We start from the raw sequence: 19,800 nt of genomic DNA, 5'->3' as shown, positions 1-19,800 counted from the left end.
GCAACAGGCCTACCTCGCCCCACAGAGCGCGCTGGAGCAGCAACTGGCGGCGATCTGGCAAGACGTGCTCAAGCTTGAGCAGGTCGGCGTCAGCGACAACTTTTTCGAACTGGGTGGCGACTCGATCATCTCGATTCAGGTGGTTAGCCGGGCGCGGCAGGCCGGGATTCGCTTCAGCCCCAAAGACCTGTTCCAGCACCAGACCATTCAGGCCCTGGCCACGGTCGCGCAGACCGGCGAGGCGGTGCAGCCCATCGATCAGCACGCGCAAACCGGCGAAACCGCGCTGCTGCCGATTCATCAGGCATTCTTCGCCGAAGCGATTCCCGACCGTCACCACTGGAACCAGTCGGTGATGCTCAAGCCGACGCAGGCGTTGGATGCTCAGGTACTGGAGCAGGCGCTGGATGCGTTGGTCGTTCAGCACGACAGTTTGCGTCTGGAGTTTGTCGAGCAGGCCGCGGGTTGGTCGGCGCACTACCGCGACGTCGCCACGCAAGCGGGGGAAACCATTCTCTGGCAAGTCGAGGTCGCTGATCTCGCCGCCCTTGAAGCACTGGGCAACAAGGCCCAGCGCAGTCTGCAACTGAGCGGCGGTTCGCTGATCCGCGCGGTGCTGGCGAACCTGGCTGATGGCAGTCAGCGCCTGCTGCTGATCGTCCATCACCTGGTGGTCGATGGCGTGTCGTGGCGGATTCTGTTTGAAGACCTGCAAAACGCTTATCGCCAGCTCCTCGCAGGTAAGCCTGTGCAATTGCCGGCCAAGACCAGTGCAGTCAAAGCCTGGGCGGCAGCGTTGCAGGACTACGCCACAACGCCTGCGTTGCAGGCCGAACTGGGCTTCTGGCAGCAGCAGTTGCAGGGCGCTTCGGCGGCTTTGCCTTACGACCGTCCGCAGGGTGGTCAGCAACACGATCAGGCGCTGACCCTGCGCAGCAAACTGGATCAGACCCTGACCCGTCAGCTGTTGCAGGAAGCTCCGGCGGCTTATCGCACCCAGGTCAACGACCTGTTGCTGACCGCGTTGGCGCGGGTGCTGGTGCGCTGGACCGGGGACGACAATGCGTTGGTATTGCTTGAGGGCCATGGTCGCGAAGACCTGTTCGAACACATCGATCTGACCCGCACCGTGGGCTGGTTCACCAGCGTATTCCCGGCACGCCTGGCACCGGCTGCGGAACTCGGCGCGTCGCTCAAGCAGATCAAGGAACAGCTGCGGGCGATTCCCCACAAAGGCATCGGCTTCGGCGCACTCGCGCACCTCGGTGATGAGCTGGCGCGTGCCACCCTGCAAGCCTTGCCGACGCCGCGCCTGACCTTCAACTATCTTGGCCAGTTCGATGGCAGCTTCGACGCTGCCAGCGATGCCCTGTTCGTGCCGACCAGCGAGTCCGGCGGCGCAGAGGTCAACCTGCAAGGGCCGCTGGGCAATCCGCTGGCGCTCAACAGCAAGGTGTTCGGCGGTGAGCTGGACCTGAGCTGGACCTACAGCGGCGCGATGTTCGACACCGCCACCATCCAGCGTCTGGCCGACGACTATGTGCAGGAACTGACTGCACTGATCGGCCACTGCTGCGACAGTACCAACCGTGGCGTGACGCCGTCGGACTTCCCGCTGGCGCAACTGTCGCAAGCGCAACTGGACGCGCTGGTGCTGGAGCCGCAAGGCATTGACGACATCTATCCGCTGTCGCCGATGCAGCAGGGCATGCTGTTCCACACCTTGCTCGAACACGGCAATGGCGACTACATCAACCAGATGCGCCTGGACGTCGACGGCGTCGATCCGCAACGCTTCCGCGCAGCGTGGCAGGCGGCGGTGGATGCGCATGACATCCTGCGCAGCGGCTTCTTCTGGCAAGGCGATCTGCCGCAACCGGTGCAAGTGGTGCAGCGTCAGGTCGAGGTGCCGTTCAGCGTGCTCGACTGGCACGACAGAACTGATCTGGAGGCAGCGCTGCAAACCCTCGCCGATGAGGAGCGCGCACTGGGTCTGGACCTGAGTTGCGCACCGCTGATGCGTCTGGTGCTGGTGCGCACTGCAGCCGAGCGTTATCACTTGATCTACACCAACCATCACATCCTGATGGACGGCTGGAGCAGCGCGCAGTTGCTCGGCGAAGTGTTGCAGCACTACAGCGGCGTAGCGGTCGCCCGTGGCGCAGGTCGCTACCGCGATTACATCGCCTGGCTGCAACGTCAGGATGGCGCAGCGGCGCAAGCCTACTGGCGGGCGACGCTGGGCAATCTGCAGGAACCGACGCGCCTGGCCAATGCCATCGCGCGGCCGCACGCCGGTTTGCCGAGCGTGGGTTATGGCGATCATTACCAGGTGCTGGACGCTGAGCTGAGCCAGCGCCTGGGCGAGTTTGCCCGGGCCGCGAAAGTCACCGTCAACACCGTGGTGCAAGCGGCGTGGCTGCTGCTGTTGCAGCGCTACACCGGCAAGGATTGCGTGGCGTTCGGCGCCACCGTCGCCGGGCGTCCGGCGGAGCTGCCGGGGGCCGAAGCGCAGATCGGCCTGTTCATCAACACGCTGCCGGTGATCGCTGCGCCGTCCGCGCAGCAGAGCGTGATCGCCTGGCTGCAAGCGGTGCAGGCGCAGAACCTCGCCTCGCGCGAGTTCGAACACACGCCGCTGGCGGACATTCAGCGCTGGGCCGGGCAGGGCGGCGACGCGCTGTTCGACAGCCTGATGGTGTTCGAGAACTACCCGATCGGCGAGGCGCTGGAACGCGGGGCGCCGCAAGGTCTGCGCTTCGGCGCGGTGGCCAATCAGGAGCAGACCAACTATCCGCTGACCCTGCTGGTGAACATGGGTGCGCAACTGTCGGTGCATTTCAGTTACCAGCGCGACAGCTTCGCGGCAGCCAGCGTGGCGCAGTTGGGCGCGCATCTGCAGCGTCTGCTGAGCCAGATGGCGGATGGCGGCGAACGCACGCTCAGCGAACTGAACCTGATCGAACACCGCCCGCCGGTGAACAGCGATTTCGCCACCGAGCAGTGCATCCATCAAGCCATCGCCCGTCAGGTGGCGGCGACCCCGGATGCCTTGGCGGTGACCTTCGCCCATACGCAACTGACCTACGCCGAACTGGACGCCCAGGCCAATCGGCTGGCGCACAAACTGCTTGAGTTGGGCGTCGGCCCGGAAGTGCGCGTGGGCGTGGCCATGCCGCGTTCCGAGCAGTTGCTGATTGCCTTGCTGGCGGTGCTCAAGGCTGGCGGTGCGTATGTCCCGCTGGACCCGGACTACCCGGCGGATCGCGTGGCTTACATGCTCGAAGACAGTCGGGCGCGGGTGTTGCTCACCGAGCAGGCCGTTGCCGCGACTCTGAGTGTGCCGGTCGATACCCAAGTGCTGCTGTTGGATCAGTTGTCGCTGAGCGGCTATTCGACGGTTGCACCACAGACGGCGGTGCAGCCGGATAACCTCGCCTACGTGATCTACACCTCCGGCTCCACCGGCAAACCGAAAGGCGTGGCGATTGCCCATCGCAACGTCATGGCGCTGATCGACTGGTCGGCCAAGGTCTATAGCCGCGACGACATTCAAGGCGTACTGGCCTCGACGTCGGTGTGCTTCGACCTGTCGGTGTGGGAACTGTTTGTCACCCTGGCCAACGGCGGCTCGCTGATCATCGCCCGTAATGCCTTGGAGCTGCCGCACCTGCCGGCCCGTGATCAGGTGCGCCTGATCAACACCGTGCCGTCGGCGATTGCCGCACTGCACCGCGCGGGGCAGATTCCGTCGAGCGTGCGCATCATCAATCTGGCGGGTGAGCCGCTGAAACAAGCGCTGGTGGAGGCGTTGTATCAGCAGTCGACGGTCGAACACGTCTACGACCTGTACGGCCCGTCGGAAGACACCACTTATTCGACCTGGACCCGCCGCAGTGCTGGCGGTCAGGCGCGGATTGGGCGTGCGCTCGATTACAGCGCCAGTCATCTGCTGGATGCCGATCTGCACCCGGTGCCGCAGGGCGTTTCGGCGGAGCTGTACCTGTCCGGCGCCGGCATCACGCGCGGTTATCTGGGGCGAGCGGCAATGACCGCCGAGCGCTTCGTGCCGAATCCTTTCGGCGGCAACGGCGAGCGCCTGTACCGCACCGGCGACCTGATTCGTCAGCGCGAGGAGGGCGAGCTGGAGTACATGGGTCGAATCGACCATCAGGTGAAAATTCGCGGATTCCGCATCGAACTGGGGGAGATCGAGGCGCGATTGCTCGCACAACCGGCAGTCAGCGAAGCGGCGGTACTGGCCGTCGACAGCGACAGCGGGGCGCAACTGGTGGCGTATGTGGTCGCCCCGCAACTGGAGATGCACGACGGCGACGCGCAGCGGCAACTGCGCGAGGGACTAAAGACTGGCCTCAAGTCTTCGTTACCTGACTACATGATTCCCGCGCACCTGCTGTTCCTTGAGCAGTTGCCACTGACCCCCAACGGCAAACTCGACCGCAAGGCCCTGCCGGCGGTCGATGCCAGCCAGATGCAGGCCGCGTATGTCGCGCCGCACAGTGAGCTTGAGCAACAGGTCGCGGCGATCTGGCAGCAAGTGCTCGAAGTGCAACGCATCGGTCTGAACGATCACTTCTTCGAACTCGGCGGGCACTCGCTGCTGGCGGTCAACGTGGTGTCGCGCATGGCTCTGGAACTGGGCCTGACGCTGACCCCGCAACTGTTATTCCAGCACCCCGTCCTGAGCGATTTTGTCGCTCGACTCGATACAGGAGGCGGGGCAATCAACGAACAGAAACTGAGCAAGCTGGAAGCCCTGCTTGACGATATGGAGGAAGTCTGATGGACAAGAGTGTTGCTTTGAGGGTAGCCAAGCGCTTTATCACTCTGCCGCTGGACAAACGTAAGCTGTACCTGGAAAAGATGCTCGAAGAGGGCGTCTCTCCGGCCAACCTGCCGATCCCGGAAACACGTTCCGGGTTTGCGGCGATCCCTCTGTCGTACGCTCAGGAACGTCAACTGTTCCTCTGGCAAATGGACCCGCACAGCACCGCGTATCACATCCCCAGCGCCCTGCGCCTCAAGGGGCGGCTGGATGTGGCAGCGCTGCAACGCAGCTTCAACGCCGTGGCGGCGCGCCATGAAAGCCTGCGCACCACTTTCGCCGAACAGGGTGAAAGTTTTTGCCAGGTGATTCATCCGCAGCTGCCGCTGAGCATCAGCCTGACGCCATTGCCGGAGGGCCTCGATGCCGCCGGGGAAGACGCGGCGATCAAGGCCTTCGCCGAGAGCGAAACCGCACGCCCGTTCAATTTGCAGCAGGGCCCGCTGCTGCGGGTGGCGCTGCTGAAAGTGGCGGAAGACGACCATGTGCTGGTGCTGATCCAGCACCACATCATCGCCGATGGCTGGTCGATAAAAGTCCTGGTCAACGAGCTGATCCAGCATTACGCCGCCGACACCGCCGGGCAGCCGCTGAGTCTGCTGGAACTGGAAATACAGTACGCCGACTACGCGATCTGGCAGCGCCACTGGCTGGAAGCGGGCGAGCGTGAGCGCCAGTTGGCCTACTGGGTCAAGACCCTGGGCGGCGAGCAGCCGGTGCTGGAACTGCCGATCGATTTCCCGCGTCCGGCCGTGCAAAGCCTGCGCGGTGCGCGGCTGGAACTGAACCTGCCGGCAGACCTCGGCGACGCCCTCAAACAGCTGGCGCAGCGCGAAGGTGCGAGCCTGTTCATGCTGCTGCTGGCGTCGTTTCAGGCGCTGCTGCATCGCTACAGCGGTCAGGCGCAGATTCGCGTCGGGGTGCCGACCGCCAACCGTAACCGGGTCGAGACCGAAGGCCTGATCGGCTTCTTCGTCAACACGCAAGTGCTGAATGCCGAAGTCAGCGGGCAATTGCCGTTCAACCAGTTGCTGGCTCAGGTCAAGCAGGCGGCGATGGATGCGCAGGCGCATCAGGATCTGCCGTTCGAGCAACTGATCGAAGCGCTGCAACCGGAGCGCAGCCTGAGCCACAGCCCGGTGTTCCAGGTGATGTTCAACCACCAGACCAGTCGCGATCAGGGCCGCAGCGCCGCGCAGTTACCGCAACTGAGTGTCGAGGACGTGCAGTGGGAAGGGCGCACCGCGCAGTTCGACCTGACGCTGAATACCTACGAAGCCAGCGACGGCTTTGCCGCCGAGCTGATCTACGCCACTGACCTGTTCAAAGCTGAAACCGTCGAGCGTCTGGCACGTCATTGGCAGAATCTGCTGCGCGGCATTGTCGCCGCACCGAGCCAGCGCGTCGGCGAATTGCCGTTGCTGGAAAGCGCCGAACACGGCGTGCTGTTGCAGGACTGGTTGCGCATCGCCGACCGCAGCGCGCAAGCCGAATGCGTGCAGCAGGATTTCTCCCGGCGTGCACAGCAAACGCCGCAGGCCACTGCACTGATCATCGGCGAAGACGTGCTGAGCTACGGCGAGCTGGATGCCCGCTCGAGTCAACTGGCGCACAAGCTGATCGAAGCCGGTGTCGGCCCGGAGCAGCTGGTCGGCATCGCCGTCGAGCGCAGTGTGGAAATGATCGTCGGCCTGCTGGCGATCCTCAAGGCCGGCGGTGCTTATGTGCCGCTGGACCCGGCGTATCCGCAGGATCGTCTGGCCTACATGATCGAGGACAGCGGCCTGCAATTGCTGCTGACCCAAAGCCATTTGCAGACGCAGCTGCCGATCCCGCCGGGCGTGCAAGCGCTGCTGCTGGATCAACCGCGCGAGTGGCTGGCGGCTTATCCACAGACCGCGCCGGACGTGGCAGTCAATGGCGAGCATCTGGCCTACACGATCTACACCTCCGGTTCCACCGGCAAACCGAAAGGCGTGATGGTGCGCCACGCGGCGCTGAGCAATTTTGTCGCGAGCATGATCAAGCAGCCGGGCATCTGTGCCGCCGATCGCATGTTGTCGCTGACCACCTTTTCGTTCGATATTTTCGGCCTGGAAATCTACGGCCCATTGCTGGCCGGTGCCTGTGTGGTGCTGACCGGCAAGGACGTGCATCAAGACCCGCAAGCGGTGCTCGAACTGATCGCGCGTCATGGCGTGACGGCGCTGCAAGCCACGCCCTCGACCTGGCGCATGCTGCTGGACAATGAACAGGCGCCAATCCTGGCGGGCCGCACGTTCCTCTGTGGTGGTGAAGCGCTGTCGCAGGAACTGGCGCAACGCATGCTCGCACTGACGCCGAGCGTGTGGAACCTCTACGGCCCGACCGAAACCACTATCTGGTCGGCGCAGCACGCCTTGAGTGCGGACAGCAGCCGTCCATTCCTCGGCACGCCGATCGACAACACCGCGTTGTACATCCTCGGCAGCGACCTTGAGCTCAATCCGCTCGGCGCCCCGGGTGAGCTGCTGATCGGCGGCGACGGCCTCGCTCGTGGTTACTTCCAGCGCCCGAGCCTGACTGCCGAACGCTTTGTCCCGGATCCCTTTTCGACAACCGGCGCGCGTCTGTACCGCACCGGCGACCTGACCCGTTACCGCGCCGAAGGCGTGATCGAGTACATCGGGCGGATCGACCATCAGGTGAAAATCCGTGGTTTCCGGATTGAACTCGGCGAGATCGAAGCGCGTTTGCTCGCCCTCGATAGCGTGCGCGAAACCGTGGTAGTCGCTCAGGACGGCCCGACCGGACCGCAACTGGTCGGCTATGTGGTGCCGACCGCCGACGCTTTTGATGAAGGCGAACTGCGCGCCGCATTGAAAGCCAGCCTCAAGGCCGAACTGCCGGATTACATGGTGCCGGCGCACCTGTTGTTCCTCGCGCAACTGCCACTGACGCCGAACGGCAAAGTCGACCGCAAAGCCTTGCCAGCACCTGACGCCAGCCAACTGCAATCGACTTACATCGCCCCGCAAACCGCCACTCAACACAGCGTCGCCGAGATCTGGCAAGCGGTGCTCAAGCTTGATCGCGTAGGCCTGAGCGACAACTTCTTCGAACTGGGCGGCCACTCGTTGCTGGTCACGCAAGTGGTCTCGCGCGTACGTCAGGCGCTGAACGTGCAGGTGCCGCTGCGCACGTTGTTCGAACACAGCACGCTGAAAGATTTTGTCGCCGCGCTGGGTGTCGATCAGGCGCATCAGCAACCGCCGATTGTTGCGTTGCCCCGCCAGCAACCGCTGGCGCTGTCCTATGCTCAGGAACGTCAATGGTTCCTCTGGCAACTGGAGCCGAACAGCACCGCTTATCACGTGCCGGCGGCGTTGCGTCTGCGCGGTGAGCTGGATCTGCCGGCGTTGCAGCGCAGCTTCGACGCGCTGATCGAGCGCCACGAATCACTGCGCACCTGCTTCGTCGAACAACAGGGGCAGACCCTGCAAGTGATCCATGCCCACGGCACGCTCGACCTGCAGGTGCAGGACGTGGTGGCGGATCTCGACGAGGCGGCTCTGCAAGCGCGGGTCGCCGCCGAAACCCTGCACCTGTTCAATCTGCAGCAAGGCCCGTTGCTGCGGGTCAAACTGCTGCGTCTGGCCGCCGATGACCACGCGCTGGTCATCACCCTGCATCACATCGTCGCCGATGGCTGGTCGATGAATGTCATGGTCGATGAGCTGGTGGCGTTGTATGCCGCCTACAGCCAGGGCCAGAGCGTGCAATTGCCGGCGCTGCCGGTGCAATACGCCGACTACGCCGTATGGCAGAAACAGTGGATGGACGCCGGTGAACGCGAGCGTCAATTGAGCTACTGGACCGCACAACTCGGCGCTGGCGATCAACCGCTGCTGGAGTTGCCGACCGACCGTCCGCGTCCAGCCGAGCAGAGCTATCGTGGCGCCCGTCGCGATATCCCGCTGAGCCGCGAACTGGCCACCGCGCTCAAGCAACTGGCGCAGCGCGAAAACGTCACGCTGTTTGCGCTGTTGCTGGCGTCGTTCCAGACCTTGCTGCATCGCTACAGCGGTCAAGCCGATATCCGCGTCGGCGTGCCGGTGGCCAACCGCAACCGGGTCGAGACCGAAGGCCTGATCGGTTTCTTCGTCAACACCCAGGTACTCAAGGCCAAGTTCGACAGTCAGCAGACGTTCCGCAGCCTGCTGCAGCAAGTGAAAAATACGGTGCTCGGCGCCCAGGCGCATCAGGATCTGCCGTTCGAACAACTGGTCGACGCGCTGCAACCGGAGCGCAGCCTCAGCCACAGCCCGCTGTTCCAGGTGATGCACAACCACCAGAGCCAGGTGCGTCAGGCGCAGGGCGCCACGCGTCTGCCAAAACTGGCGATTGAAGGCTTGCCGTGGGCGTCCAGTACCGCGCAGTTCGACCTGACCCTGAACACTTTTGAATCGAGCGACAACGTCTGGGCCGAGCTGACCTATGCCACCGACCTGTTCGACGTCGAGACCATCGAACGCCTGGCGCAACACTGGACCCATCTGCTGCAAGGCATCGTCGCCGACAGCGCTCAGCGCATCGCCGAACTGCCGCTGCATGACGCCGCCGAACGTGCGGCGACCTTGCAGCAGTGGAACCCGGCCATCCGCGATTTCCCGAGCGAGCAGTGCCTGCATCAACGGATCGAACAACAAGCCGCCCGCGCCTCGCAAGCGATTGCCGTGAGCTGTGCCGGGCAGTCCTTGAGCTACGGCGAGCTCAACAGTCGCGCCAACCAGTTGGCCCACAAGCTGATTGCCAGCGGTGTCGGCCCGGACGTGCGCGTCGGTCTGGCGGTGGAGCGCAGCCTCGACATGCTGGTCGGTCTGCTGGCGATCCTCAAGGCCGGCGGCGCCTATGTGCCGTTGGACCCGACGTATCCGGAAGAACGCCTGAGCTACATGATCGGCGACAGTGGCATCGCCTTGCTGCTGACCCAGAGCCATCTGCTGGGGCGTCTGCCGGTGCCGGATTCGCTGCGCAGCCTGATGCTCGATCAGGAGCGTGACGGTCTGGAAGGCTACAGCGACAGCAATCCGCAGGTGCGCATGAGCCCGGACAACCTGGCTTACGTGATCTACACCTCCGGCTCCACCGGGCAGCCGAAGGGCACGTTGCTGGCCCATCGCAACGTGCTGCGTCTGTTTGAGGCCACTGATGCGTGGTTCGATTTCGGCGCCACGGATGTCTGGAGCCTGTTCCATTCCTACGCCTTCGATTTCTCGGTGTGGGAGATTTTCGGGGCGCTGCTGTACGGCGGCAAACTGCTGGTGGTGCCTTACGAGGTCAGCCGCTCGCCGGAAGATTTCTTCGCCTTGCTCTGCCGCGAAGGCATCACCGTGCTCAATCAGACGCCGTCGGCGTTCAAGCAATTGATGCAAGTGGCCTGCGCCCCCGAACACGCGGCGCAAGCACTGGCGCTGCGTTACGTGGTGTTCGGCGGCGAGGCGCTGGAGGTCAAGAGCCTACGTCCGTGGTTCGAGCGTTTCGGCGATCAGGCACCGCAGCTGATCAACATGTACGGCATCACCGAAACCACCGTGCACGTGACCTACCGGCCGATTTCGCTGGCCGACTTGCAGCGTGATGCCAGCAGTCCGATCGGCGAGCCGATCCCGGACCTGTCCTGGTACTTGCTCGACGGTGATCTGAATCCGGTCGCCAAAGGCTGCATCGGTGAGCTGTACGTCGGTCGCGCCGGCCTGGGTCGCGGTTACCTGAACCGCGCGGATCTGACCAGCCTGCGCTTCATTCCCGACCCGTTCGCCGCCGATGGCGGGCGTCTTTACCGTACCGGTGACCTGGCGCGCTATCGCGCCGACGGCGTGATCGAATACATCGGGCGGATCGACCATCAGGTGAAAATTCGCGGCTTCCGTATCGAACTCGGCGAGATCGAAGCGCAACTGCTGGAACAGGCTGCGGTGCGCCAGGCCGTGGTGCTGGCGCAGCCGGGCCTCAGTGGTCAGCAACTGGTGGCCTATCTGGTGCCAGGCGACGCCGCGCTGCTCGACGCGAGCCCGGCCGAACAGGCGCGGTGGCGCGACAGCGTGCGTGCCGAACTCAAGGCCCATCTGCCGGATCACATGGTCCCGGCGCACCTGTTGCTGCTGGCGCAATTGCCGTTGACCGCCAACGGCAAACTCAACCGCAACGCCTTGCCGTCGCCGGACGCCAGCCAGGCGCAGCAGGCCTATCAGGCGCCGCAAAGCGCGATGGAGCAGGGTCTGGCGGCGATCTGGCAGGACGTACTGAAGCTGCCGCAAGTCGGCATCCACGACAACTTCTTCGAACTGGGCGGCGACTCGATCATCTCGATCCAGGTGGTCAGTCGCGCCCGTCAGGCCGGCATTCGCCTCAATCCCAAAGACCTGTTCCAGCACCAGACCGTACAGCGTCTGGCGTTGGTCGCGCAGTGGGGTGGCGACGAGTCGAGCATTGATCAGCAAGCCGCGAGCGGTGCAGCGTTGCTGCTGCCGATCCAGCAGCAATTCTTCGCCGACGAGATTCCGCAACGTCATCACTGGAACCAGTCGGTGCTGCTGCAACCGCGGCAGGCGCTGGACGCTGAAAAACTCGAGCAAGTGTTGCGCGCACTGGTGGCTCATCACGATGCCTTGCGCCTGAGCTTCACCCAGCGCGATGGCGTGTGGCAGGCCGAGCACCGCGCGGTCGAAGCGCTGCCGAAGAACCTGCTCTGGCAAGAAGACGTTGCTGATGCCGCCGCCCTTGAAGCCTTGGGTAATCGCGCCCAGCGCAGCCTCGATCTGCAACACGGGCCGTTGCTGCGTGCGGTGCTGGCGAATCTGGCCGATGGCACGCAGCGTCTGCAGTTGGTGATTCATCACCTGGCGGTGGACGGCGTGTCGTGGCGGATTCTGCTGGAAGACCTGCAGAACGCTTATCAGCAACTGCTCAACGATCAGCCGTTGAGCCTGCCGTCCCGAACCAGTGCCTTCAAGGACTGGGGCGAGCACTTGCAGCGCTACGCCAACAGCCCGGCGTTGCAGGCAGAGCTGGCTTGGTGGCAGGCCTGCCTGAGCGATGTGAGTACCGATCTGCTGTGCAAACGCGTTGACGCCAGTCAGGACAATCGTCTGGCCCAGACCGTGCAGACCCGGCTCGGCACCGAGCTGACACGGCAACTGTTGCAAGAGGCCCCGGCGGCATACCGCACTCAGGTCAACGACCTGTTGCTGACGGCGCTGGCGCGAGTCATTGGACGCTGGAGCGGGCAGGCGTCGACGCTGATCCAGCTCGAAGGCCATGGCCGCGAAGAACTGTTCGACGGTGTCGATCTGACCCGCACGGTGGGCTGGTTCACCAGCCTGTTCCCGGTGCGCCTGACGCCGGCAGACACGCTTGACGAGTCGATCAAGCAGATCAAGGAACAACTGCGCTCGATCCCCAACAAGGGCATCGGTTTCGGCGCCTTGCGTTACCTCGGTGATGCCCGCGCGCAGCAGAGCTTGCAGGCCTTGCCGAGCCCGCGCATCACCTTCAACTACCTTGGGCAGTTCGACGGCAGTTTCGCCGGCGACGAGGCTGCGCTGTTCGTGCCGTCGCCGGACAACGCCGGCCTCGATCAGAGCCCGGAGGCGCCGCTGGGCAACTGGTTGACCCTCAACGGTCAGGTGTATGGCGGCGAGCTGCGGGTGGGCTGGACGTTCAGTAGTGAGCGCTTCGACAGCGCGGTGATCGAAGCCCTGGCCGCAGATTACGCCGCAGAACTCGCAGCGTTGATCGGCCATTGCCTGACCCCGGGTGTCGAAGGCCTGACCCCGTCGGACTTCCCATTGGCCGGCCTGACGCAGGCGCAGCTCGATCAGTTCCCGCTGGCGCCACGCCAGGTCGCCGATGTGTATCCGCTGTCGGCGATGCAGCAGGGCATGTTGTTCCACAGCCTCTACGAGCAGGCCACCGGCGATTACATCAACCAGGTTCGGCTCGATGTCGAAGGCCTCGATCCGCAACGCTTTCAGCAGGCCTGGCAAGCGGCGGTGGACAACCACGACATCCTGCGCAGCAGCTTTGTCTGGCAGGGTGAACTGGCGCGTCCGGTGCAAGTGGTGCACAAGCAACTGGACATGCCGTTCCGCGTCCTCGACTGGCGTGATCGTGACGCTTGCCACAGCGATCTGAATGCACTGGCGGCTGCCGAACAGGCGCAAGGTTTCGACCTGAGCCAAGGGCCGCTGTTGCGCATGCTCGTGGTGCGTCTGGACGAGCAGCGTTGCCATTTGATCTACACCAACCACCACATCCTGATGGACGGCTGGAGCAACTCGCAGTTGCTCGGCGAAGTCCTGCAACGCTACAGCGGGGTTGCCCAACCGGCACTGGCCGGGCGTTACCGCGATTACATCGAATGGCTGCAGCGCCAGGACGTGCAGGCCAGCGAACGTTACTGGACCGCGCAACTGGCTGACCTGCAAGCGCCGACCTTGCTCGCGCAAGCGTTGCAGGCGCAGCACGGCGATGCACCGCGCGACGGCCACGGCGAACATTTCTGCGTGCTCGACGCTGAGCAGACGCGGCGTCTGGGCGAGTTTGCGCGCCAGCAGAAAGTCACCCTCAACACGCTCATTCAGGCGGCATGGCTGCTGCTGTTGCAGCGCCTGACCGGCCAGCCGTGTGTGGCGTTCGGCGCCACGGTGGCGGGGCGTCCGGCCGAGCTCAAAGGGGTCGAGCAGCAGATCGGTCTGTTCATCAACACCTTGCCGGTCATCGCCAGTCCGCAGTCGCCCTCGAGCGTTGGCGAATGGTTGCAGAGCGTGCAGGCGCAGAACCTGGCCTTGCGCGAGCATGAGCACACCCCGCTGTTCGACATTCAGCGCTGGGCCGAGCGCAACGGTGAGGCGCTGTTCGACAACATTCTGGTGTTCGAGAACTACCCGGTGTCCGAGGCGCTGGCGCAGGGCGCACCGCAAGAACTGCGCTTCGGTGAAATCCACAATCATGAGCAGACCAACTATCCGCTGACGCTGTTGGTGCACTTGAGCGACGAATTGTCGATGCACTTCAGCTACCAGTGCGAAAGCTTTGCCGCGCACAGCGTGGTGCAGCTGGCCGGGTATCTGCAGCGCTTGCTCGGGCAGATGAGCGAGTCGGGGCAGCGTTCGCTCAGCGAGCTGAACCTTATCGAGCACAGCCCGCAGGTGAATACCGACTTCTCCACCGATCTGTGCATCCATCAAGCCATCGCCCGTCAGGTGGCGGCGACCCCGGATGCCTTGGCGGTGACCTTCGCCCATACGCAACTGACCTACGCCGAGCTGGACGCGCAGGCCAATCGCCTGGCGCATAAACTGCTTGAGTTGGGTGTCGGCCCGGAAGTGCGCGTGGGCGTGGCAATGCCGCGTTCCGAGCAGTTGCTGGTCGCCTTGCTCGCGGTGCTCAAGGCTGGTGGCGCTTACGTGCCGCTGGACCCGGACTACCCGGCGGATCGCGTGGCTTACATGCTCGAAGACAGTCGGGCGCGGGTGTTGCTCACCGAGCAGGCCGTTGCCGCGACGCTGAGCGTACCGGGCGATACGCAGTTGCTGCTGTTGGATCAGGTTTCCTTGAGCGATTATCCGAGCTGCGCGCCTGAAACATCGGTCGCTCCAGATAACCTCGCCTACGTGATCTACACCTCCGGTTCCACCGGCAAACCAAAAGGCGTGGCGATTGCCCATCGCAACGTCATGGCGCTGATCGACTGGTCGGCCAAGGTCTACCGCCGCGAGGACATTCAAGGCGTGTTGGCCTCGACGTCGGTGTGCTTCGACCTGTCGGTCTGGGAGCTGTTTGTCACTCTCGCCAACGGTGGTTCGCTGATCATCGCGCGTAATGCCTTGGAGCTGCCGCACCTGCCGGCCCGCGATCAGGTGCGCCTGATCAACACCGTGCCGTCGGCGATTGCCGCGCTGCAGCGTGCCGGGCAGATTCCGCCGAGCGTGCGCATCATCAATCTGGCGGGTGAACCGCTGAAGCAAGCGCTGGTGGAGGCGTTGTATCAGCAGTCGACGGTCGAGCACGTCTACGACCTGTACGGCCCGTCGGAAGACACCACTTATTCGACCTGGACCCGCCGCAGTGCTGGCGGTCAGGCGCGGATTGGGCGTGCGCTCGATTACAGCGCCAGTCATCTGCTGGATGCCGATTTGCACGCGGTGCCACAAGGCGTGTCGGCGGAGCTTTACCTGTCCGGCGCCGGCATCACGCGCGGTTATCTGGGGCGTGCGGCAATGACCGCCGAGCGCTTCGTGCCGAATCCTTTCGGCGGCAACGGCGAGCGCCTGTACCGCACCGGCGACCTGATTCGTCAGCGCGAGGAGGGCGAGCTGGAGTACATGGGCCGGATCGACCATCAGGTGAAAATTCGCGGCTTGCGTATCGAACTGGGCGAAATCGAAGCGCGTCTGCAGGCGCATGCCGACGTGCGTGAAGCGGTGGTCGTCGCCAGCGAAGTGTCGGGCAGTCAGCAACTGATTGCCTATCTGGTGCCGAGCGATCCGGCGATTATCGACGCCAGCGCCGAGCAACAGGCCGCACTGCAGCAAACCCTCGGCAACTGGCTGGGCGCAACCCTGCCGGATTACATGGTGCCGAGCCATCGCCTGTGGCTGGCGCAGCTGCCGCTGACTCCCAACGGCAAGATCGATCGCAAGCGCCTGCCAGCACTGGAGCTGAGCGCCGCGCAGCTGCATGTCGAACCGGCGAATGCTACCGAGCAGGTGCTGGTGGAGATCTGGAAAGAGGTATTGGGCCTTGAACAGGTCAGCACCCACGACAGTTTCTTTGCCTTGGGTGGCGACTCGATCATCTCGATTCAGGTGGTCAGTCGCGCCCGTCAGCAAGGGCTGGAGCTGAGCCCGAAAGACCTGTTCCAGCAACCGACCATTCAGCAACTGGCCTTGTGCGTGCAGACTGCCGAAGGGCGTGAGGCGCCGGAGCCGGCGCTGATCGACCTGCCGCTGCACGGCTTGAGCGAGGCGCAAGTGGCGCAACTGCCATTGCCGGACGGGCAGCTCGACGGGCTCTATCGCTTGTCGCCGATGCAGCAGGGCATGCTGTTCCTCGGCCTGAATTCGCCGGAATCGGACCTGTACGTCAACCAGTTGAGCGTTCCGGTGCAGGGCCTTGAGCCGCTGCGTCTGCAAGCCGCGTGGGAAACCGTCAGCCGTCGCCACGACATTCTGCGCACCGGCTTCCTCTGGCAGGACATGGCCGAGCCGCTGCAATTCGTACTCGCCGATCCGCAGTTGCCGTTCAGTCTGCTTGACTGGCGTGAGCAGGATCATTCGGCCGAAGCCTTGCAAGGTCTGGCTGATGCCGAGCGGGCCAAGGGTTTCGATCTCGATCGGCCACCGCTGCAACGGCTGACGCTGGTGCAAGTCGGCGAGCACAGCTATCAACTGATCTGGACCTACCATCACATTCTGATCGACGGCTGGAGCAGTTCGCAGTTGATCGGTGAGGTGCTGAGCCAGTATTCCGGGCGACCACTGGCGGAAGCGGTGCCGTATCGCGGTTACATCAACTGGCTGCAACAGCAGGACGCGAACGCCAGCGAAAGTTTCTGGCGTCAGCACCTGAGCCGGCTCGATGAGCCGACCTATCTGGCAGACGCGGTGACGCGTACCGGCAGCGGTCGCGGTCACCAGGCGCTGTACAGCCGTCTCGGCGAGGCCCGCACCGAACAGTTGAAAGCCTTTGCCCAGTCGCAGCAGGTCACCCTCAATACCTTGGTGCAGGGCGCGTGGCTGGTGCTGCTCAGCCGGTACAGCGGCCAGCGTTGCGTGGCGTTCGGCGCCACGGTGGCGGGGCGTCCGGCGAGCTTGCCGGCCTCGGAATCGATCCTCGGCCTGTTCATCAACACCTTGCCGGTGATCAAGGACGTGCCGGCCGAGCAGGCCGTGGGCGCCTGGTTGCGCGAGTTGCAGGATTTCAACCTGGAACTGCGCGAGCGCGAGTACACCCCGTTGACCGACGTCCAGCGTTGGGGCGGACGTGCCGGGCAGTCGCTGTTCGACAGCATCATCGTGTTCGAGAACCACCCGATCGATCAGGCGCTGCGCGAGTGGCGCGATGATTCGCTGAAGTTTGGCGAGATCAACAACTCGGGCCTGACCAACTTCCCGATGGACCTGATGGTCACCCTCGAAGACGGGCTGGTGACCGAGTACATGTTCCTGCGCGAACATTTTGATCTGGCGACCGTGGAAGGCATTCGCAGCAACATGGAAGGCCTGCTCACCGCACTGGTTCAGGACGCCGGGCAGGCGCTGGGACGCATCGGTCTGCCGACCGGACAGGTCGCGCCTGCGCAGGATCTTGTCGCGCAAACGCAGACCACGCTGGTGCACCAGCGCATTGCCGGTTGGGCCGCACAGCGTGCCGAACAAACCGCCGTGATCTTCAATGAGCAAGCCTTCAGCTACGCGCAGATCGACGCGCGGGCCAATCGTCTGGCGCATGCGCTGATCGCCGAAGGTGTCGGTCCGGAAGTGCGGGTCGGTGTGGCCCTGCCACGCAGCGAAAACATGATCGTCGCGCTGTTGGCGGTGCTCAAGGCCGGTGGTGCCTACGTGCCGCTGGACGCGACCTATCCGCGCGAACGCTTGAGCTATTTGATGCACGATTCGGGCATCGCTTTGCTGCTCAGCGATTCGAGTCTGCGTCAGGTGCTGCCGACCCAGGCCAACCTGCAGGTGCTGGAACTCGATCAGCTGGATCTGCGCGCTCAGCCGGATTCGGCGCCGCAGGTCGCGGTGCAGCCGGGCAACCTGGCTTACGTGATCTACACCTCCGGCTCCACCGGTCAGCCGAAAGGTGTCGGCGTGGCGCACGGGCCGCTGGCGATGCACTGCCAGGCGATCGGTCAGCGTTACGAAATGAGCGCAGCCGATTGCGAGTTGCACTTCATGTCGTTCGCCTTCGACGGCGCGCATGAGCGCTGGCTGACCACCCTGACGCACGGCGCCCGTTTGCTGATTCGCGACGACAGCCTGTGGACGGCCGAACAGACCTACGACGCCCTGCATCAGCATGGTGTGACCGTGGCCGCGTTCCCGCCGGTGTACCTGCAGCAACTGGCCGAACACGCCGAACAGCACGGCAATCCGCCGCCGGTACGGATCTACTGCTTCGGCGGGGATGCGGTGCCGGTGGCGAGTTTCGAACTGGCCAAACGCGCGCTGCAACCGCAGTACATCATCAACGGCTATGGCCCGACTGAAACGGTGGTCACGCCGCTGATCTGGAAGGCCGCGGTCGACGATCAATGCGGCGCGGCCTATGCGCCGATCGGCAGCGTGGTCGGCGAGCGCAGCGGTTATGTGCTCGATAGCGATCTCAACCCGCTGCCGGCCGGCATTGCCGGTGAGTTGTACTTGGGTGGCGCGTTGGCTCGCGGTTATCTGGGGCGTGCCGGTGGCACCGCCGAACGTTTCGTTGCCAACCCGTTCAGCGCCGACGGCAGTCGCCTGTACCGCACCGGCGACCTGGTGCGCCAGCGTGCCGACGGCACTGTCGACTATCTCGGGCGGATCGACCATCAGGTGAAAATCCGTGGTTTCCGCATCGAGCTGGGTGAAATCGAAGCGCGCCTCAAACAGCAGCCGGGCGTGCGTGACGCCGCCGTGGTGGCCCGCGAGGGTCTCAGCGGCAAACAGCTGCTTGGCTATGTACTGGCCACTGCCGAGACGCCAGCCGACGGCTTGGGCGAACGTCTGCGCGAGCAACTCAAGGCGAGTCTGCCGGATTACATGGTGCCGGCACACCTGATGGTGCTTGAGCGCATGCCGCTGACGCCGAACGGCAAACTCGACCGCAAGGCCCTGCCGAATCCGGACGCCGAACAGCGTCTGGCCTACGTCGAGCCGCGCACCGAGCTGGAAAAAGCCCTGGCGAAGATCTGGCAGGAGGTGCTGAAAATCGAACGGGTCGGGCTCAGCGACAACTTCTTCGAACTGGGTGGCGACTCGATCCTCAGCCTGCAAGTGGTGGCCCGCAGCCGCGTGCTCAAGGCTCAGGGCCTGAGCCTGAAACTGCGCGATCTGATGCAGAAGCCGAGCATCGGCGAACTGGTAGCGAGTGTTCAGGGCACGGCGGAAAAAGCCTCCGGGTTGCTGGCGATGAACGCCGAGGTCGCGGGCGTGGCGCCGCTGTTCTGCCTGCACGCCGGTTTCGGCACGGTGTTCGACTACGAGCCGCTGGCGCGGCGCTTGAGCGGTCAACGCCAGGTGTTGGCGATTCAGTCGCGGATGCTGCTGGATCCGGCTTTCAACGACACCTCGCTGCAGGAGATGGCCAGTGATTACCTGGCGCAGATTCGTCAGAAACAGCCGCAGGGGCCTTACCACCTGCTGGGCTGGTCACTGGGCGGTACGCTGGCGATGTTGATCGCCGCGCAACTGGAGCAGGCCGGGCAACAGGTCAAGTTTGTCGGGCTGGTCGACAGCTTCGTGCCGTCGGCGGCGATTGACGCCGGGGCTGTCGATGACTGGCAAACCGACCTGCGCGACTTCCTGCAGGTGACGCTGCCGGACGCCGCACCGGGCCTGTCCATCGACGGTGAAGAAACGCCGCACAACCTGCGTGCGCTGTTCCAGCGTGCCATCAGCGCCGAGCGCGGGGCGTCGACCTATGTGGCGCTGGGCGCCGAAGAACTGGCGCAGGTGTTCAGCGTGGCGCGCCGGCTCAAGCAGTTGTCGCTCAAGCTTGAGCGCTGTGCGCCGCTGACCGTCAACCCGACGTGCTGGTGGACCTTGGGTCGCGAAGCCGAGGCACTGGAGCTGGCGGCGCAACTCGACCAGCCGGGCATGGGCTGTGAATGGCTGGATTGCGGGCACTTCCAGATCCCGCGCGATGAAACTTTCCTGTCCGAGGCTGAAGAAATGCTCGGCCAGATCGTTGAATCAGTAGTCATGTCCTGA

At 64.1% G+C, this 19,800-nt stretch carries 2 protein-coding genes (1 of these 2 only partly in view); both read left to right on the top strand.

Translation table 11 applies throughout. The features are described 5' to 3' along the window. Positions 1 to 4,804, top strand: the final stretch of a protein-coding gene (locus B1722_RS26820; RefSeq protein ID WP_086794921.1) for a non-ribosomal peptide synthetase. The gene continues 7,517 nt to the left of window position 1, outside the view; 4,804 of the gene's 12,321 nt are visible here — the last part of the coding sequence; its start codon lies off the left edge, out of view; its stop codon occupies positions 4,802 to 4,804. Beyond that, entirely contained in the window at positions 4,804 to 19,800 is a 14,997-nt protein-coding gene (locus B1722_RS26815; protein ID WP_086794920.1) for a non-ribosomal peptide synthetase, read from the top strand. Before B1722_RS26820 ends, B1722_RS26815 begins: the two co-directional genes overlap by 1 nt.

Source organism: Pseudomonas sp. SCPG-7 (assembly GCF_002156405.1).
GTDB classification, from domain to species: Bacteria; Pseudomonadota; Gammaproteobacteria; order Pseudomonadales; family Pseudomonadaceae; genus Aquipseudomonas; species Aquipseudomonas parakoreensis.
Note: the sequence above shows the minus strand (reverse complement) of the source record. Positions and strands in the feature narration are given on the sequence as shown.